Source organism: Streptomyces sp. NPDC023573 (genome assembly GCF_055559735.1).
This window is the reverse complement of sequence record NZ_JBVHKB010000004.1, coordinates 313,171-330,946: the sequence shown is the minus strand read 5'-3', so window position 1 is coordinate 330,946 and position 17,776 is coordinate 313,171. Positions and strand designations below refer to the sequence as shown.

Sequence of the window (17,776 nt, the reverse complement as noted above, 5' to 3'; positions counted from 1 at the left end):
TCACTGGTTGACGAAGCCGCCGTCCACCGGCATGACCGTGCCCGTGAGGAAGGGGCAGCGGTCGCTGAGCAGCCAGGCAGCCGCATTGGCGATCTCCTCGGGCTCGGCCGTACGCCCCTGCGGAGTGAGGCCGTTGACCATCTCCTCGAGTCCGGGATTGCGCCCGAACCAGTCGGCCGTGATCTCGCTGCGGGTCGTGCCGGGCGCCACCGCGTTGACCCTGATGCCCTGTTGGGCGTACTCGTCCGCGGCGGCCCTGGTGAGGCCGACGACGGCGTGCTTGGCCGCTATGTAGGGCGCGGCCGCCGGTATGGCCACCAGCCCGCCCACACTGCTGTTGTTCACGATGGAACAGCCCCTGGGGTTGGGCAGCATGGCCGCGATCTCGTGGCGGAGGCAGTTCCAGACACCCCGCACATTGGTGTCCATGACCGCGTCGTAGACGTCGTCGCCCATGAGGTGGAGGGGGGTCCGGTCGCCGCCGAGGCCCGCGTTGTTGAAGGCCGAGTCCAGACGCCCGTAGGTGTCGACCGTGAAGTCGACGGCGCGTGCGGCATCCTCCGCCACGGTGACATCACAGACGACGTACGAGGCTTGGGCCCCCTTGTCCCTCAATTCCGCGACCAGCGAGGCCAGTCGGTCCTCCCGGCGCGCGGCCAGGACCACCGTCGCGCCCTCCTCGGAGAACACCCGTGCCGCCGCCGCGCCGATACCGCTGCTCGCCCCGGTGATCAGGACGACTCTGTCGTGGAGAAGATCGCTCATGGCGGCAGTCTGGCAGGCACCGCGGTCCCCGGCCATGGCCGTCTCCCCCGACAATTGCCAGGGACTCCTGGGCCGCACCCATAACATACCGAATGTCCTGTTTTCATCTCTCATCCCACCGGTTTCCGACAGCGGGAGCCCCCCGCCCGTCCGGCGGGCCTCGCGGTAATCTGCGGCATGCTCGCCATCCAGTTCGACCGCTTCGGCGGTCCTGACGTACTCCGCCCCGTGGAACTGGCCGCTCCCGTACCCGGTCCCGGAGAGGTGCTCCTCACCGTCGAGGCCGCCGGGGTGAACTTCGCGGACACCCACCAGGTGGACGGCTCCTACCTCGCCGCCGACGCCCTGCCGTACGTCCCCGGCAGCGAGGTCGTGGGCCGCACCCAGGACGGCCGGCGGGTGCTGGCGCGGGTTTCCCACGGATACGCGGAGCAGGTGACCGCCAAGGAGTCCGGCGTCGTGGAGATCCCCGAGGACCTCGGCGCGGCCCAGGCACTCGCCCTCATGATGCAGGGCCTGACCGCCTGGCACCTGCTGCGGTCCGCGGCCCGGCTGCGCGACGGCGAGACCGTCGTCGTGCACTCCGCGGCGGGCGGGGTCGGCAGCCTGGCCGTCCAGCTGGCCAGGGAGTTCGGAGCGGGCCGGGTGCTGGCCCAGGCCTCCACCCCGGGCAAGGAGCGGCTCGCCCTGGACCTCGGCGCGGACGCGGTGATCACCTATCCCCTCGCGGAGAAGGCGGACGTCGTCCTGGACGCCGTGGGCGGGGAGCTGTTCGACCAGGCCCTGGACTCCCTGGCGTCGTTCGGACGACTGGTGACCTACGGAAACGCCGCCCGCGACGGCTTCACCCCCGTCGACCCCGGGCGGCTGGGCCGGCTCAACGCCTCCGTCGTCGGGTTCTGGCTGCGCCCCGCGCTCTCGGCACCGGGCGGGGTCAGCGGCCCCCTGAAGGAGCTCTTCACCCTGGTCGCCGAAGGCCGTCTCAGGCCCGTGACCGGCGGCAGCTATCCGCTGGCCGAGGCCCGGCGCGCCCATGAGGACCTGCTCGCACGCAGGACCACCGGGAAGCTGATCCTCACTCCCTGAGCGCTCGGCTCCCGGACGCGGACGCACCGCACCCCCGGGCCCGGAGGGCTCGGGGGTGCGGATGCGCGGGAGCGGGCTGCTCAGGCCTCGCCGGGCGTTCCGAGCATGGCGGACGCGTTCTCCAGCGGGGTGAGGGGCACCGCGGGAGCGGGCACCTCCGCCGGGCGGCAGGTGAAGCCGAGACGCGTCAGCGCCCTGGTCACCTCGCCGGCGGAGAAGTCCCGGCGGTCCTGCCGGGTGATGATCTCGCCGACCTGCTTGACGGGGTAGACGCGGCGGTTGACCACCACCGCGTCACCGGTGACGGGCTCGGGCTTGACGCCCTTCATCGAGTCCTCGACCTCGTGCTTGAAGAGGTCGAAGGGGAAGCGGGCGATGACACAGCGCATGGTGCCTCAACAGGGGTGGTCGTGGAGAAAGCCGGACAGGGTCGGCCGGGCTCCCGGCCGGATGACTACGCGGCCTTGTTGGACCGGCGCTGCGCCGCCGCGGCACGTGCCTGCGGCGTCGCCGTGTTGGCGTTGGAACGGCGCCCCTGGCCGGGACGCGCGCCGCGCCGGCCGCGGGGACCGGAACCGCCGCCCTTGGCGCGCTCCGACACCGGTGAGGTGATCGTGACGGGCACACCCGACGGCGCCTGGGCTCCGGTGATGCGGTTGAGCTCCGCCTCGCCGGAGCGGACCTGGGCGATCTGCGGCGTGATGCCGGCGTCCGCCATCAGCCGGGTCATCTCGCGGCGCTGGTTGGGCAGCACGAGCGTGACGACGCTGCCGGACTCCCCGGCCCGCGCGGTACGCCCGCCGCGGTGCAGGTAGTCCTTGTGGTCGCTGGGCGGATCCACGTTGACGACCAGGTCGAGGTTGTCGACGTGGATGCCGCGGGCGGCGACGTTCGTGGCGACCAGCACCGTGACATGACCGGTCTTGAACCGGTCGAGGGTGCGGGTGCGCTGGGGCTGCGACTTGCCGCCGTGCAGCGCGGCCGCCCGGACACCGCTGTGCAGCAGGTGGTCGGTGAGCTTGTCCACCGCGTGCTTGGTGTCCAGGAACATGATCACCCGGCCCTCGCGGGCGGCGATCTCGGTGGTCGTGGCGTACTTGTCGGCGCCCTGGACGTAGAGCACGTGGTGCTCCATCGTCGTCACCGCACCGGCCGCGGGGTCCACCGAGTGGACGACCGGGTCGTGCAGGTAGCGGCGGACCAGGAGGTCCACGTTGCGGTCCAGGGTGGCCGAGAACAGCATCCGCTGTCCCTCGGCGTTGACCTGGTCCAGCAGCTCGGTGACCTGGGGCATGAAGCCCATGTCGGCCATCTGGTCGGCCTCGTCGAGGACGGTGATGGCGACCCGGTCCAGCCGGCAGTCGCCGCGCTCGATGAGGTCCTTGAGCCGGCCCGGGGTGGCGACCACGACTTCGGCGCCGCCGCGCAGTGCGCTGGCCTGGCGGCCGATCGACATGCCGCCGACGACCGTGGCCAGCCGGAGCTTCAGGGAACGGGCGTACGGGGTGAGCGCGTCGGTGACCTGCTGGGCCAGCTCCCGGGTGGGGACGAGGACCAGGGCCAGCGGACGGCGGGCGTCGGCGCGGTTGCCCGCGGTGCGGGCGAGCAGGGCCAGGCCGAAGGCGAGCGTCTTGCCCGAACCGGTGCGACCGCGGCCCAGGACGTCCCGCCCGGCGAGCGAGTTCGGCAGGGTGGCCGCCTGGATGGGGAACGGCACGGACATGCCCTCGGAAGCCAGCGCCTCCAGGAGGGGCGCGGGCATGTCCAGGTCCGCGAAGGACTCGGCGGCGGGGAGGGCGGGGGTGATGGTCACCGGCAGGGCGAATTCACCCGAGACGGAGGAGGAGCGGCGGCCGTAGCCACCGGAGCGCTTGGGTCCACCGGAGCGGCCCCCCGAACCCGGGGCGCCCTGCCTGCCGGATGCCGTCCCGCGGAATCCGTTGGCGGTACGACTGCCTGCGGGCCCGCCGGAGCGCGTCCGGGAAAATCGGTCGTTCGTGCGAGCTGTGCGATCGCGGTTCAAAGAAGAACCCTTCCCTCGAATGGCACGTATCGAGGGATTCTTTCCGGGCGGCTGCAGCCATGTACGGCGCCAAGAATCGCAAGAACGAGCCGATGAAATATCGAAAAACGAAGTCCGTCCGCCGGATGAACCAGCAGGATTCGGCACTCCATATGACTGCAGATAACCGCCGTGCTCCGGCCCGCCCTCACCAGGAATTACTCCACCGGTGCGACGGCCTCGCCAGCGGCCGGGAAAACACAACGAGCTGGGACCCGCACCCCAAGGTGCGGGCCCCAGCTGCGCCGTACGTCTGAGCGATCAGGCGGGGGTGATGTTCTCCGCCTGCGGGCCCTTCTGGCCCTGCGTGACGTCGAAGTTCACCTTCTGGCCTTCCTGCAGCTCGCGGAAGCCCTGGGCGGCGATGTTCGAGTAGTGGGCGAAGACGTCAGCGCCGCCACCCTCCTGCTCGATGAAGCCGAAACCCTTTTCCGCGTTGAACCACTTCACGGTGCCAGTAGCCATGTCATATCTCCTTCGGGGCGTTGCCCGTGGGCTCACACTGTGCGAGCCCTACGTCGCCGCAAATGATTGCCCCGACCGGAAGAAACCGGAAATACAAAAGTGCGCCCACCGGAGTGAAAACGGTGAGTGCACTTGAAGTTTTGGGAACCACAACTGCAACTGAGATCAACAGTAGCACGATTCGGGCACAAGCGAGCTGTACGCCATATCACTACCGAGTCACTCCACCGTTCACGGCATAAACCCTCACCGCTGATTGCGCGTATTTCTATGCCGACCGAAACAGATATACGCCCGTCGCCGGTCAGGAATCGACGCCACTCCGGCCGGGGGCGGGCCTCCGCAGTTCCTCGTTGAGACGCAGGGCCTCCTCGAGCTGGTCCTCCAGGATGACGATGCGGCAGGCCGCCTCGATCGGCGTGCCGCCGTCCACCAGCTCCCGGGCCCGGGACGCGACGCGCAGTTGGTAGCGGGAGTAGCGCCGGTGGCCTCCCTCGGAGCGCAGCGGCGTGATCAGGCGGGCTTCACCGATGGCCCTGAGGAAGCCGGGCGTCGCACCGATCATCTCCGCGGCCCGCCCCATCGTGTACGCGGGGTAGTCGTCGTCGTCGAGACGGTCCGTGGCATGCGACGGGGACTCCGGGGGCATCTGCACCTTCTTCTGCTGCGCACCGGCCACCGATATGGCCTGGCTACACAAGAAACCCTAGGCGTACGGGTAGGCCATGTCTATTGCCGCCGGAACAGGTTTCCTCGGTCCCCGGCGTCACCCGCGCCCGGCCGCCGACCGGGGGAACGCCTGGCCGGAGCCCTCCGTACCCGGGCGACCACCCCGACAAGGCTGACCGACCGGTCAGTTGTCGGCAGACCTGTGAACGGTCATACTGCTCGGGTAGCCCTTCACGCATCCCCCGTCGTGAAGGGCTACATTCACGCGCGCGGCCGACCGTGTCGCCCGGCGTCCTCCCCGATTGCGGACCCGGCCCGGAGCCGGTTACGTGGACGGAGGGGCCGTGCAGCGATGTCACCGGGAGGCACGCAGATGCCCAGGAAACCCGCGAATTCCAAGGTCGGCCTGCTCCTGAGCCTGGGCAGCAGTGCGATCGCCGTCGTCCGCACCGTCAAGCAGATGCGCCGGGCCAGAGGCACCCAGGACAAGCTGACCGCCGCGAACACCGTGGCGGGGCTGCTCCCCCTGGTCACGTCCGCCCTGATCGTCCTGCGCCGGCTGCGCGGGCACTCCCGGCAGCACGCCGGCTGAACCGGCGGCGCCCGCGGGACAACCGCTCAGGCCGCCCCGGCCCGTATCCGCCCCCGCAGCCTCTCCAGCACCCGGGCCCTCAACAGCTCGTACTCCTCGCGGAGCCGCACGATCTCCGCCGGACGCTCGACGGCCACGCCCCCGGACACCAGCTCGTGCGGGGCGAACTGCTCCCGCGTCAGGTCGATCTCGATCCCCAGGCCCAGCCGGTTCCACCAGTGGTAGTCGACCCGGACACCGTCGACCCGCACCTCTCCGCGGATCAGCTCGCCGCCCAGCAGATCGTTGATCACCAGAGCGGTGACGCCGCACTGGTCGCGGGCCGGGTTCCCGGGATCCCACTGGGCCCGGTGCGTGGGTGTGGTGGTGTCCGCGTCCCAGCTGCTGCGGACGGCGTCTTCGATGTCGGTGAGCAGCAGAGGTTCCATGCCGTGAATCCTCGCACCGGCCACTGACAACGCCCTTGCGGAGGACGGTCAGTAGCCCCGGCTCCGGGAGACGAGCACCGCGATGTCGTCCTCGGCCCCTTCGGCGAAGCGTTCCACGACCTCGCCCAGCAGGTCCTGGAGCCGCCCGCTCACCGGCATGGTGAGCCGTGCGAGCCGCTCGATGGAGACGTCGATGTCCTCGCCCCGGCGCTCCACCAGGCCGTCGGTGTACATGAACAGCACCGTTCCGGGACCGCAGGGCAGCACCGATGTCCGGTATCCACCGAAGCCCGTACCGAGCGGCGGCCCCACGGGCATGCGTGCCACCCGCGCCCCGGATGCTCCGGGGTCGATGAACACCGGCGGCGGATGTCCCGCGCTGGCCACCTCGCAGACCCCTTCCTTCCGGTCGACGACGGCGACCAGGCAGGTCGCCGCCCGGTCGAGGCCGGAACGGTCCACGGCTTTGTCGAGCCGTTCGAGAATGCGGTGCGGCGACTGGTCGTCGTCGGCCATGATGCGCAGCATCGAGCGGTAGTTGCTCATGGCGACGGCGGCCTCCACCCCGTGACCCATCACATCGCCCATCACCTTGAGATGCCGTCCTCCCTGCAGCGGGATGGCGTCGAACCAGTCCCCGCCCACGAGGGCCCCCGCGCCCGCGGGCAGGTAGAGGGAGGCGATCTCGATGCCCGGGCTCGGCCCGCGCGGCTCGGAGAGCAGGGAGCGCTGGAGCTCCCGGGCGACGCGGTGCTCACGCGTGTAGCGGTGGGCGTGGTCCACGTCGACGGCGGCGCGGCCCGCGAGCGTACGGGCGACGACCACGTCCAGGCCCTCCGTGAAGGGAGGGGAGTCTCCGGCCCGCAGCAGGCTGAGCACCCCCAGCGGGCGTCCGCGCGCGCTGAGCGGCACGACGGCGACCGAGTGGAGGCCGATGGCGCGGTAGGCGGCGACCCGTTCGGGGGCGGGCGCCGCACGGCTGAGCTGTTCGTCGCCCCGCAGGTTCTCGATCACCGGCTCGTCGGCGGCCAGGCAGCGGGGCACGGCCGCGTCCTCCTGGTAGTCGATGTCCGTACCGGGTCCGCCGAACTGGGCGATCGGGTCGGCGAGTTCCGGAATGGAGGCCACACCGGCCCTCCGCAGCCGCAGCACCCCGGACGGGGGTTCACGCCGGGGGCGCCCGTCGTCCTCCGGGATCATCTCGACGACGGCGACGTCGGCCATCACCGGCACCACGAACTCCGCGAGTTCCTGGCAGGTGGTCTCCACGTCGAGCGTCGTGCCGATGTCGCCGGCCGCGTTGTCCAGGAGCGTCAGATAGCTCCTGGCCCGCAGCAGCTCCTCGCGCTGCTCCTGGGTCGCGGTGACCTCCTGAATGATGCCGATGAGGCCGCGCACCCGTCCGTCCTCCTCGAACCGGTGCAGGGCCACACGCCAGTACCTCCGCTCGATGACGGAGTCCACCCAGGTCCGCCCGCTGGTGGTGATCTCCCGGGGACGGCCGTCGGCCAGCACCTGGCGCATCACGTCCGTCCGCACGTGCATGTCCGGCAGCACCTCGCCGACGCCCTTGCCCAGGTGCGCGGCGGCGGGCACGCCGTTGAGCCGTTCGAGTGCCGGGTTCACGTACGCGTAGCGCAGCTCGGTGTCGAAGACCGCCACCCCCGCCGGGCTGCCGCCGATCAGCGCGGCCAGCGCCGTCATGGCGAAGGGCGGCGGATGGGCGTGCTCTTCGGCCTGCAACGGAGCCTCCGGAGGGTTCGTGCCTGGCGGGTGCGGAGCGCGCGGCCTTCACGGGCCACCGAGCACCCGGCCCCTCATCCTCCGCCGCCCCGCCCCGCCCCGCATCTCCGCGCGCCCGGCCGGCCGGCGTCGAGTCCGTCCAGCGTCAGGGTCCCCTCGGAGGCCGCCGCGCCGCGCGGCAGCCCGAGCGCCGCCTCGACCCGTTTCGGCACCGGGGCGAGGCCCAGCAGCCCGGTCACCAGCAGGCCCGCCAGGTGGTGCCAGGCCGGAGCCCGGCGGATCATCGCGTGGTCGCTGCCCGGGATCGTGACGAGACAGGTCCGGGCTCCTGCCCGGCGTGCCCTGGCCGTGAGCGACTGGGACGCCAGGGGGCTCGTCACCCGGTCCCGCGTGCTGTGCAGCAGGACGACGTCCCGCCCCGCGAGCTGCGTCACCGGGTCGCCGGGCGGGCACCACGGCGCGAGGCCCACCACCGAGCGGACCAGTGGGTGGCCCGCTGCGTGGAGGGCGGCGCGGGCTCCCATGGAGTGGCCGAGGAGGACCACGGGGATGTCGCCCGCCTCCCGCCGCAGGCCGTCCAGCACCCGCAACGTGTCGTGCAGCGGGTCCTCGCGGGAGCCGTTCCAGCCCCGGTGCGTGTAACGGACCCGCTGCACGCGCACACCGGGCTCACCGCGCACCGCACGCGCCACCGCACGCGCCACCGGCAGCATCCGCAGACCCGGCAGGTTCAGGGCGCCGGGTGCCGGCGCGGCCATGCCCGTCTCGTAGCCGCCGTGGAGGACGAGCACTGCTGCCGACGGCGGTCTTCCGGCCACACGTACCTCCAGATCGGGGTCGCGGGCCGACGCCCGCACACCCCATGTTCGGTGCCGGAGGGCCGACGGATGGGTCGAACGTGTCGATGTGTGGAAAGTGCCGTTCACTGGGGGACGCACGGACCGTTCCCGTACGCGACCCAAGGAGCCGCCGACATGGCGTCAGGACCTCGAATCGGCCAACCCGCCCCGGACTTCACCCTGTCCGGAGGCGTTCTCACGGAGGACACATTCACGCGGCGCGACTACACGCTCTCCGCCGCACGCGGCCGGGCCGTCGTCCTCGCCTTCTACCCCGGTGACGACACGGCCGTCTGCACCAAGCAGCTCTGCTCCTACTCCTCGGGCCTCGAGACCTTCGAGAACCTCGACGCCGAGGTCTGGGGAATCAGTCCACAGGGTGTGGACAGTCATGAGTCCTTCGCCCGTGGTCACGGCCTGCGCATGCCCCTGCTGGCCGACACGGGGCGGGAGACCGCCCGGGCCTACGGGGTCGCCGCACCCGGCATCGGCGTACGCCGTTCCGTCTTCCTGATCGGGCCGGACGGTGTGGTGCGGTGGAAGCACGTCGCCCTGCTCGGTGCCACCTTCCAGTCGCTCGACACGCTCGCCCAGCAGCTTTCCGGCATCGGCAGCCGGTAAAGACTGCCGGGCTCCGGCAGTGCCGCCGCAGGGCCCTCCGTGGGACCATTCAGTCGGTTCGACGGAAGTTCTTCGGGGGACAGCGAACAAACGGGGGAGTGATCACGTGACCGTTCTCCTCGGTCTCGGCATTGCGGGGGTCGCGCTTCTCGCCCTCTCCCTGATCTTCGACGGGATCCTCGAAGGGCTCCTCGGTGACGCTCTGGGCGGGCTGTTGAACGGCTTCTTCGACGGCCTGCTCTCCCTGCCCGTCATCGCCGGCTTCCTGTCCATGCTCGGCTTCGGGGGAGCGATCGTCCTCGGCACCACCGGGGCCGGAATCCCCCTCGCCCTCACGGCCGGAGCGGCCGCGGGCGTCGTCGCGGCCTGGCTGACATGGAAGTTCAGCCAGGCCCTGATGCGGGATCAGACCACGGCCACACCACGCGGGGACGACCTCGTCGGCACCTCGGGTTCGGTGGTCACCCCGATCCCGGCCGACGGGTACGGCGAGGTCCTGCTCCGGCTCGCCGGCCAGACCGTGAAGTTCTCCGCGAAGAGCGCCGTACCGGTCGAACGCGGTGCCGAGATCTGGGTGGAGGCCACCCTCTCGACCACCTCGGTCACGGTCCGCCCCGTCGAGCGCTGACCACCACAGAGTCACACGCCTGTCCGAAACCCGTACAGCCGAACAGACCGCCGTCCCGCCGGGAACTCCGTGGGGAGGGCAAGGGGGACACCTCTCATGAGCCCAGTAGTCATCGCCATCATCGGCATCGTCGTACTCGTCGTACTCCTGGCCCTCGCCGTGATCACCAGGTACAAGGTCGCGGGTCCCAGCCAGGCTTTCATCATCACGGGGCGCCGGGGCAAGAAGTCCACCGACCCGGTGACCGGCCGCACCAGCATCGACAACAGCGGCCAGAAGGTCGTGGTCGGCGGCGGCGTCTTCGTCGTGCCCTTCGTCCAGCAGAAGTTCACCCTGGACCTCTCCAGCCGCCACATCCCCGTCGCCGTACGCGGCGCCGTCACCCTGCGCGGGGTGAAGTCCAACCTGGAGGGTGTGGCGATCGTCAAGGTCGGCGGGAGCGAGGACGCGATCCGTGCCGCGGCCCAGCGCTTCCTCCAGCAGCAGAACGGCATCGTCGGCTTCACCCAGGAAGTGCTCTCCGGGGCCCTCCGCGCCATCGTCGGCCGCATGTCGGTCGAGGACATCATCCGCGACCGCGCCGCGTTCGCGGGGCAGGTCGCCGAGGAGGCCGAGGCCAGCCTCTCCGGCCAGGGCCTCATCCTGGACGCCTTCCAGATCCAGGACATCACCACGGAGGGCTCCTACCTGGAGGACCTCGGCCGTCCCGAGGCAGCCCGCGCCAAGCAGGAGGCGGACATCGCGGAGGCGATCGCCCGGCGCGCGTCCGAGCAGGCCCGGCTGAAGGCTGCGGAGGAGATCGCCATCGCCGAGCGGACGTTCTACCTCAAGCAGGCCGAGATCAAGGCGGAGACCGAAGCCGCGGCGGCCAAGGCCAACGCGGCGGGTCCCCTCGCCGAGGCCGCCCGCCAGCAGGAAGTCCTCAGCGAGCAGGAGAAGGTCGCCGAGCGCCAGGCCGCCCTGACGGACCGTGAGCTCGACACCAAGGTCCGCAAGCCCGCCGACGCCGCCCGCTACCAGGCCGAGCAGGAGGCGGAGGCCCGACGCATCGCCCAGGTCAAGGAGGCCGAGGCCGACGCGGAGCGCTCCCGTCTCACCGGTCAGGGTGAGAAGCTCCACCGCTCCGCCCTCGCCGACGCCGTACGCATCGAGGGTGAGTCCGAGGCGGCCGCGATCGCCGCGAAGGGCGCAGCCGAGGCCGAGGCCATGCAGAAGAAGGCCGACGCCTTCGCGCAGTACGGCGACGCGGCCGTCCTTCAGATGCTGGTCGAGGTGCTGCCCCAGGTCGTCGCCAAGGCGTCCGAGCCGCTGAGCGCCATCGACAAGCTGACGGTCATCTCGACGGACGGCGCGAGCCAGCTGTCCCGCACGGTGACCGACAACGTCGCCCAGGGCCTGGAGCTCCTCAACTCCACCACGGGCGTCGACCTGGGCGCGCTGCTGCGGAACCTTCAGAGCAAGACCGCGGGCACGGAGTCCGTACCGGCGGTCCCGGCCCCCGCCGCGAACGGCGAGAAGATCGAGATCAAGGATTGACCAGGCCCCTCCCCGCGCCCGGACCGGTGTCCGCTACCGGCCGGGCGCACCGGCGGTCCGGACGGCGGCCACCCTCTCCCGCCAGGGCGTATGGGCGTAGGGATCCTCGTCCTCCGTCAGGGTGAGCCGGGCGCTCCTGGCCTCCTCCCATGCCGCCCGGGCGGCCTCCCGGCGGCACGGCCCGCACCGCGTCCCACCGTCCTCGTCGGCGGGCCCCGGCCGGAAGAGATGCTCCTCCCCGGGCCCGGTGCACACCACCAACGGCGCTACGGGAGGCTCCGGCTGGGGCGGCGGCACGGGCGCCGCCTCCTCGGGCAGCTTGTGCACGAGCCTGTGCCGCAGGAATCCCACGGCCGAACGCACCCCGCCCACCGGCAGATCACTGACCAGCACCCGCCGTATGTCGTCGGCGGTGACCCCGCGCCGCAGCCATGCCACGGCGAGCTTCACCAGCTTCCGGGCCTCCGCGACGCCCAGGTGCAGCGAGCGGTGCGCATGCCGCAGGGACAGCAACACCCGCTCGGCCTCGGCAGCTTCCGGCTCGGGTCCGGCCAACGCGACTTCCTGCGGCTCCGGTTCGGAGGGTGGGTGGGAAGAGTTCTTCCCCTGTTCTTCGTCTACCGGTGTATAGCCACCGACTACGCGACTCCCCGGCCGGCCGACCGTCGGATTCCGCTCACTCGGAGACGCTGCCGCAGGCACCGGGCTTCCGCCCCGGGCCGCCGTCGCCTCTTCCGGGTGAAGGGCCACGTTCGCGAGGAGCTGCTCGGTCGTCCAGAACCCACGCCCGCCCTGCTCCCGCCACTCGTGCAGGAACCCGTGCGTGAGCAGCAGCTTCTATCAGTGCATTCGCCGAGCGGCCGTCGGCCTCCACCCGTGCGGCCACCCGGCGCCAGCCCGGTGAGGACGTCAGCTCGACCGCAAGCCCGTAGCTCGCCAGATCGGCCACCGCCTGCAGGGCATTCTGCAAGGACCCCGCCCGGACGACCTCGGGGTACAGCGCCACGTACTCGTGCATGGGATCGTTCGGCGCCGTGTCGCCGGCGAGCTGTTCGGGCATGCGAGCGAGTCTGTCAGGCCGGCGCCCTGTACGAGGTGAGTTCACTCCCGCCCTCGAACCGCGACACAGGCACGGCGCAGCTCGAAAACGCCGGCCCCCCGGGTCGAAACCGCGCTCCGGTTAGGGTAATGGGCAGATAAAAAGCTGATCAAAAGCGCGCCGTTCCGCCGCGCGCTCCTCGGGAGGAAGCCATGGGAACGCGCCGCACGTCACTGCCGGGAGTCGGCGTCCAGTACGACTACACCACCGAATCGGGGCAGCACATCTCCGTGGTCGTGCATCACGACGGGCGGCGGTTCCTGGGGTTCTACGAGAAGGACGACCCAGATTCATGCGTGCTCTCCGTACCCCTGACGACCACCGAGGCCACCGGGCTCGCGCACCTCATCGACGCGGCGCCGATCGACGCCGTACGGACCGAGGGGATCGACCTGGTCACCGAGCACATCCCGCTCGGGACCCGCTCCCCGTACGGCGGGCGGCTGCTCGGGGACACCCGGGCGCGGACGCGGACCGGGGCCTCGATCGTGGCCGTGCTGCGTACGCACAGTGCGCATCCGTCGCCCGGGCCGGACTTCCGGCTGGCCATCGGGGACACACTCGTCGTCGTAGGAACGCGTGAGGGCGTCGACACGCTCTCCGAGATCATTGCGGAGGGCTGACCGTGCACGACACGACCGCACTGCTGGTGGAGCTGGGCTCCGTCATTCTGGGGCTCGGCATCATCGGAAGATTCGCCGGGCGGATAGGTCTCTCGCCGATCCCGCTCTACCTGCTGGCCGGGCTCGCGTTCGGTGAGGGCGGTCTGCTGCCGCTCGGCGCCAGCGAGGAGTTCACCGCCATCGGGGCGGAGATCGGCGTCATCCTGCTGCTGCTCCTGCTCGGTCTCGAGTACAGCGCCTCGGAGCTCGTCACCAGCCTCAAGACGCAGTACCCGTCCGGGGCCGTCGACTTCGTGCTCAACGCGACACCCGGCGCGGCCGCCGGTCTGATACTCGGATGGGGGCCCGTGGGGGCCGTCGCGCTGGCCGGGGTCACGTGGATCTCGTCCTCGGGCGTGATCGCCAAGGTGATGACCGACATGGGGCGGCTCGGTAACCGCGAGACGCCCGTGATCCTCGGCGTCCTCGTCATCGAGGACCTCGCCATGGCCGTCTACCTGCCGCTGCTCACCGCGATGCTGGCCGGCGTCGGTCTGGCCGGCGGCAGCATCGCCCTGCTGATCGCGCTCGGGACCGTCGGCTTCGTGCTGTACCTCGCGCTGCGCCACGGCCGGCTCATCAGCCGCGCGGTGTCCTCCGACAACCCGGAGATGCTGCTGCTCGTCGTCCTCGGGCTCACCGTCCTGGTGGCCGGCGTCGCCCAGCAGCTCCAGGTCTCCGCGGCCGTAGGCGCCTTCCTCGTGGGCATCGCCCTGTCCGGCGAGGTCGCGGAGGGTGCGCGCAAGCTGCTGACGCCGCTGCGGGATCTGTTCGCCGCCGTCTTCTTCGTGTTCTTCGGTCTGTCCACCGACCCGGCGGAGATCCCGCCCGTGCTGCTTCCGGCGGCGCTGCTGGCGGTCGTCACGGTCTTCACGAAGATCGGCACCGGCTGGTACGCGTCCCGGCGGGCCGGCATCGGGCCGCGGGGCCGCTGGCGCGCGGGCGGCACGCTCGTCGCGCGCGGGGAGTTCTCGATCGTCATCGCCGGTCTGGCCGTGGCCACCGAGCCGCGGATCGGGCCCATCGCGACCGCGTACGTGCTGATCCTGGTGATCGTCGGGCCGCTCACCGCCCGCTGGACGGAACCGGTCGCCTCGAAGCTCCAGGCCGCTCTGGCCGGGAAGCGGAAGAAGCCGGCCGTGGTGGCTGACCCGCCGATGCCGTCGCACGACGACCTCACGCCGGAGCACGCGGGGCGCGACTCCGACTGACGGATCCGCCGGACGGCGGTCAGAGCGGGGTGGCCGCGTGGAGGATGCCGACGAGCGTCACCGTCGCGTTGAGCGACGACAGCGCCGAGGCCGCCGTCCCCGCCGTCGCGGTCACCGCCGCGAGGGCCAGATGCGGTGAGGCCGGGGGCCAGAGTCCGGCCGGGGGCCGGGGGTCGAGCAGCGCCGCCACCCGGCGCGGCACAGGACCCGTCGGCAAGGAAGCCGCGAAGGCGGGAAGCACGGCGGGGCCGGCCGGGCGGTGCGAGAACAGCGCCGCCTTGCCGACCGCCGTGGCGACGGTCCGGCGGCTGCCGACCGCGTACGCCGCCTCCTCGTCCGCCCAGCGTTCGGTGCTGTACGCCACCGCCGTGCGCAGGGGGAGCAGGAACGGGTTGGCGCGGGCCGCCAGTTGTGTCACCAGCAGATAGCGGTGGTGCCGGCCGGTCAGGTGCGCGCGTTCATGGGCGACGAGCGCATGGCGTTCACGGGCGTCCAGGCAGTCCATCATCGCCGTGGAGACGACGACCCGGCCGCGCCCTCCCGGCAGGGCGTAGGCGTACGGGTCGGGGGACGGGACCACCACGAGGTCCCCCGCGGCCCCCGAGCCGTCCTGGGCCGGCAGGGCGCGGGCGGCCAGGATCCGGGTCCGGGTGTGCCGCAGGAGGGTGCCGCCCCAGGCCACCAGCACCGCCCCCAGGACTCCGATGGCGATCAGGCCCGCCTTCTCCTCGTACGGCAGCGCGGCGCGCACCTCCGGGTCCGACCAGCCGTCGGGCAGCGGGTTGCCGGGGAGCTGGGCCGTGCCCACCACCATGAGCAGGGCCAGGCACAGCGTGCTGCACAGGGCCAGCGTCGAACCCACGGCGGCCAGCAGCCGGGTGGCGCTCCTGGGGTGCAGGTGCTGTTCCGCGAGACGCGCCATGGGCAGGGCGGTCAGCGGCAGCACGAGTGGCAGGTAGACGAAGACGCCCATCGTCGTGGCTATCGGCCTTCCGGACCGGCGGGGTCGTCGTCGGGGTCGTCGGCCGCGCGGGCGAGCAGTGCGCGGAGTCTCGCCTCGTCGCCGGGGGACAGCGCGGAGACGAACCGGGCGAGGACGGCCTCCCTGTCGCGTTCGCCGTCCAGGACGCGGCGCATGCGGAGGGCGGCGAGGCCGGCCTCGTCGGAGGCCGGGGTCCAGAGGTAGGAACGGCCCTGGCGGGTGCGGGTCACGGCCTTCTTCGCGTAGAGGCGGGAGAGGATCGTGATGACCGTGGTGTAGGCGAGGTCGCCGTCGAGGTGCTTCCGCACCCACCCGGCCGTCGCGGGCCCGCCCGCCGAGCGCAGCACGGTCAGGACCTGGGACTCCAGCTGTCCCTGGCCGCGCCTGGGCAGCGGTGGGCCGTCCCGGGTGGAGCCGTCTTCCGTGCCTGTGGGCCTGTCCATCCGCGGCATCCTACTGAGTGGCCGGGTGGTGCGCGTCGGCGACCGTGCCCCCGGCGGCCACCCGCCGTACTTCTACACGGTTGTAGAATCTGCCTGGTTCCCGCACCACAGGCAACGCAACGTATGGAGACGTCATGGCCCTTTGGGATCGGATCAAGGAATCCGCGTCGACGATGCAGACGCAGCTGGAAGCGAAGAAGAACGACCTGAAGAGCGGGGCGTTCCGGGACGCGAGCATGGCCATGTGTGCCCTCGTCTCCGCGGCCGACGGTTCCATCGACCCGTCCGAGCGGCAGCGTGTCGCCTCGCTGATCGCCACGAACGACGTGCTGCGGAACTTCCCGGCGGACGACCTCCAGCGCCGGTTCAACGACTACGTGGACAAGCTGACGGCGGACTTCGCGTTCGGCAAGGTCAGCGTGCTCCAGGAGATCGCCAAGGCGAAGAAGAAGTCCTCCGAGGCGCGTGCCGTCATCCAGATCGGCATCGTGATCGGCGGTGCCGACGGCGACTTCGACAAGTCGGAGCAGGCCGTCGTGCGCGAGGCGTGCTTCGCGCTGGACCTGCCGCCGCACGAGTTCGACCTGTAGGGCGCCGACTCCCGGCGCGTACGGCCCGGGCCCTCGGGCCGTACGCGCCGGGGCACCTCAGAGCTCCGTCGTCGGCCAGTCCAGCAGCCGGGCGCCGATCACCGCGGTCTGCAGCGTGTAGCGGTGCAGCGGATCGGACGGGTCGGAGCCGGTCAGCTGGTGTATCCGCTCCAGCCGGTACGTCAGCGCGCGCACGCTCAGCGACAGCCGACGGGCCGTCTCCGCGGCGACACAGCCCGCGTCGAAGTACACGGACAGCGTGCGCAGCAGGGGCTCCGCGCCGCCCCGTGCCTCCTTGAGCGGGCCGAGCTCGCTCCGCACCAGGTCGGCCATCGCCTGCCGGTCCCTGGTCAGCACCGGATAGACCAGCAGGTCGGCGGCGTACAGCACGGGGTCGTCGAGGCCCATCCGCTGAGCCAGATCGAGGGCGTCGAGCGCCTCGTCGTACGAGTGGACCACCCCGCCGGGGCCCCGGTGCGGGCGGCCGACCGCGACCTGCCCGCCGTCCGTCGCGGCATGGGCCTGCTTCGCGAAGTAGCGCAGGACGTCGGGCTGGCTGCCGGGGGCTATGCAGACGAGCCGCCCGTCCTTCGTGGTGAGCAGGATCTTCCGGCCGCCGAAACGGGCGAGCAGGGCAGCCTCCACGCCGCGGGGCACCGCGTCGGACTCGGTGTAGGCCTGGGGGCCCGCCGCCACCGCGACGGCGTGGGCCCGCGAGAGCCGCAGCCCGAACCTGGTGGCGCGCTCCGCGAGCCGGCCCAGGTCGCTGCGCCCGTACAGCAGGTCGTCGATGAACTCCCGCCGCGCCGCTTCCTCCCGCCGCACCGTGATGCGCTGCGCCCGCTCGAAACCTTCCGCGAAGGCGTCGACCGTCTGCTCCACGGCGGCCAGCACGGCATCGGCGGCGACCGCGCCCTGCGGGCCGGGCGGCCAGGCGGCGCGGGTCTCCGCGAGGTGGCGCCGCACCAGGGCCCGCAGCTGGTGCCCGGCCTCCGCCGCCTCACGGCCGAGCGCGCGCCGCGTCTCCAGCTCGTCCCGGGTGAGGCGTCGGCCGGTGTCCGCGACCTCGGCCAGGATCCGGGCATAGCCCTCCAGGAACCGTTCGGGGATCTCGGGCTCCGCCACTCGCACTCCTCCACACATCGCCGGCCTCGTCATCCCGTCAACGCACGGAGGCCGGTGCCGGTGCCCGGCAGGCCGGTCCCGTAAAGGCTGCCGGATTCCGGCAGTGCGCCAGAACCCGCCCGGCTGACACGATCTGTTCAGCAACACACGGGGGAACAACGGGGGTCACGGGGGATCACGGGGGAAGAAACCGGTTGCTGCGAGGCCGTGTTCGCGGTGTCGCAGCGCCG

At 71.7% G+C, this 17,776-nt stretch carries 21 protein-coding genes; 8 read left to right on the top strand and 13 right to left on the bottom strand.

The features are described 5' to 3' along the window. Positions 1-765: an SDR family oxidoreductase gene (locus ACZ32T_RS15445; protein WP_467367246.1), complete on the bottom strand. Its 765-nt coding sequence runs from the start codon at positions 763-765 to the stop codon at positions 1-3. A gap of 177 nt (positions 766-942) precedes the next feature. On the opposite strand from ACZ32T_RS15445, the gene ACZ32T_RS15440 reads away from it, so the two are divergent. Beyond that, a complete protein-coding gene (locus ACZ32T_RS15440) occupies positions 943-1,851 on the top strand; it encodes a quinone oxidoreductase family protein (protein ID WP_467272071.1) in 909 nt (302 codons plus the stop codon). A gap of 80 nt (positions 1,852-1,931) precedes the next feature. On the opposite strand, the gene ACZ32T_RS15435 is transcribed toward ACZ32T_RS15440, so the two are convergent. From ACZ32T_RS15435 to ACZ32T_RS15420, 4 genes are all read right to left on the bottom strand, one after another. Beyond that, a complete protein-coding gene (locus ACZ32T_RS15435; protein ID WP_467272069.1) occupies positions 1,932-2,240 on the bottom strand; it encodes an SCO5918 family protein in 309 nt (102 codons plus the stop codon). Between the two features lie 65 nt (positions 2,241-2,305). Next, positions 2,306-3,874: a DEAD/DEAH box helicase gene (locus ACZ32T_RS15430; protein ID WP_467367244.1), complete on the bottom strand. Its 1,569-nt coding sequence runs from the start codon at positions 3,872-3,874 to the stop codon at positions 2,306-2,308. Between the two features lie 300 nt (positions 3,875-4,174). Continuing rightward, entirely contained in the window at positions 4,175-4,378 is a 204-nt protein-coding gene (locus ACZ32T_RS15425; protein WP_031090619.1) for a cold-shock protein, read from the bottom strand. Between the two features lie 304 nt (positions 4,379-4,682). Further along, a complete protein-coding gene (locus ACZ32T_RS15420; RefSeq protein ID WP_467272064.1) occupies positions 4,683-5,027 on the bottom strand; it encodes a MerR family transcriptional regulator in 345 nt (114 codons plus the stop codon). Positions 5,028-5,420: 393 nt separating this feature from the next. Between ACZ32T_RS15420 and ACZ32T_RS15415 the strand changes: the two genes are divergently transcribed. Next, positions 5,421-5,639: a hypothetical protein gene (locus ACZ32T_RS15415; protein ID WP_356709296.1), complete on the top strand. Its 219-nt coding sequence runs from the start codon at positions 5,421-5,423 to the stop codon at positions 5,637-5,639. A 26-nt stretch (positions 5,640-5,665) separates the two neighbouring features. Here ACZ32T_RS15415 and ACZ32T_RS15410 read toward each other — a convergent pair whose 3' ends face one another. From ACZ32T_RS15410 to ACZ32T_RS15400, 3 genes are all read right to left on the bottom strand, one after another. Next, the gene (locus ACZ32T_RS15410; RefSeq protein ID WP_467272061.1) at positions 5,666-6,067 is read right to left on the bottom strand and encodes a YunG family protein; all 402 of its coding nucleotides are present in this window, start codon (positions 6,065-6,067) and stop codon (positions 5,666-5,668) included. Positions 6,068-6,115: 48 nt separating this feature from the next. Further along, positions 6,116-7,810 carry a SpoIIE family protein phosphatase gene (locus ACZ32T_RS15405; protein ID WP_467367242.1) on the bottom strand — a complete coding sequence of 565 codons (1,695 nt, stop codon included), beginning with the start codon at positions 7,808-7,810 and terminating at the stop codon, positions 6,116-6,118. Positions 7,811-7,884: 74 nt separating this feature from the next. Next, on the bottom strand, positions 7,885-8,628 hold the full coding sequence (locus tag ACZ32T_RS15400) for an alpha/beta fold hydrolase (RefSeq protein WP_467367240.1): 744 nt from the start codon (positions 8,626-8,628) through the stop codon (positions 7,885-7,887). A 156-nt stretch (positions 8,629-8,784) separates the two neighbouring features. On the opposite strand from ACZ32T_RS15400, the gene ACZ32T_RS15395 reads away from it, so the two are divergent. From ACZ32T_RS15395 to ACZ32T_RS15385, 3 genes are all read left to right on the top strand, one after another. Next, a complete protein-coding gene (locus tag ACZ32T_RS15395; protein ID WP_467367238.1) occupies positions 8,785-9,270 on the top strand; it encodes a peroxiredoxin in 486 nt (161 codons plus the stop codon). A 106-nt stretch (positions 9,271-9,376) separates the two neighbouring features. Beyond that, positions 9,377-9,898 carry a hypothetical protein gene (locus ACZ32T_RS15390; RefSeq protein ID WP_467367236.1) on the top strand — a complete coding sequence of 174 codons (522 nt, stop codon included), beginning with the start codon at positions 9,377-9,379 and terminating at the stop codon, positions 9,896-9,898. A 96-nt stretch (positions 9,899-9,994) separates the two neighbouring features. After that, the gene (locus ACZ32T_RS15385) at positions 9,995-11,434 is read left to right on the top strand and encodes a flotillin family protein (protein ID WP_467272051.1); all 1,440 of its coding nucleotides are present in this window, start codon (positions 9,995-9,997) and stop codon (positions 11,432-11,434) included. 33 nt (positions 11,435-11,467) lie between these two features. On the opposite strand, the gene ACZ32T_RS15380 is transcribed toward ACZ32T_RS15385, so the two are convergent. Continuing rightward, positions 11,468-11,989: a hypothetical protein gene (locus ACZ32T_RS15380; RefSeq protein ID WP_467367234.1), complete on the bottom strand. Its 522-nt coding sequence runs from the start codon at positions 11,987-11,989 to the stop codon at positions 11,468-11,470. Positions 11,990-12,110: 121 nt separating this feature from the next. Next, entirely contained in the window at positions 12,111-12,494 is a 384-nt protein-coding gene (locus ACZ32T_RS15375; RefSeq protein ID WP_467367232.1) for a hypothetical protein, read from the bottom strand. Positions 12,495-12,685: 191 nt separating this feature from the next. Between ACZ32T_RS15375 and ACZ32T_RS15370 the strand changes: the two genes are divergently transcribed. Then, positions 12,686-13,156 carry a cation:proton antiporter regulatory subunit gene (locus ACZ32T_RS15370; RefSeq protein WP_467272045.1) on the top strand — a complete coding sequence of 157 codons (471 nt, stop codon included), beginning with the start codon at positions 12,686-12,688 and terminating at the stop codon, positions 13,154-13,156. 2 nt (positions 13,157-13,158) lie between these two features. Beyond that, a complete protein-coding gene (locus ACZ32T_RS15365; protein WP_467272043.1) occupies positions 13,159-14,406 on the top strand; it encodes a cation:proton antiporter in 1,248 nt (415 codons plus the stop codon). Positions 14,407-14,425: 19 nt separating this feature from the next. Here ACZ32T_RS15365 and ACZ32T_RS15360 read toward each other — a convergent pair whose 3' ends face one another. After that, positions 14,426-15,379 (bottom strand): M56 family metallopeptidase, encoded by a 954-nt coding sequence (locus ACZ32T_RS15360; RefSeq protein WP_467367230.1) that lies wholly within the window; start codon positions 15,377-15,379, stop codon positions 14,426-14,428. A gap of 8 nt (positions 15,380-15,387) precedes the next feature. Further along, the gene (locus ACZ32T_RS15355) at positions 15,388-15,831 is read right to left on the bottom strand and encodes a BlaI/MecI/CopY family transcriptional regulator (protein ID WP_467367227.1); all 444 of its coding nucleotides are present in this window, start codon (positions 15,829-15,831) and stop codon (positions 15,388-15,390) included. A gap of 134 nt (positions 15,832-15,965) precedes the next feature. Here ACZ32T_RS15355 and ACZ32T_RS15350 point away from each other — a divergent pair, with 134 nt between their 5' ends. Next, positions 15,966-16,421 (top strand): tellurite resistance TerB family protein, encoded by a 456-nt coding sequence (locus ACZ32T_RS15350; RefSeq protein ID WP_467272037.1) that lies wholly within the window; start codon positions 15,966-15,968, stop codon positions 16,419-16,421. A gap of 57 nt (positions 16,422-16,478) precedes the next feature. Here the strand turns inward: ACZ32T_RS15350 and ACZ32T_RS15345 are convergent, their stop codons facing one another. Next, the gene (locus ACZ32T_RS15345; RefSeq protein WP_467274351.1) at positions 16,479-17,546 is read right to left on the bottom strand and encodes a PucR family transcriptional regulator; all 1,068 of its coding nucleotides are present in this window, start codon (positions 17,544-17,546) and stop codon (positions 16,479-16,481) included. Positions 17,547-17,776 lie beyond the last annotated feature (230 nt).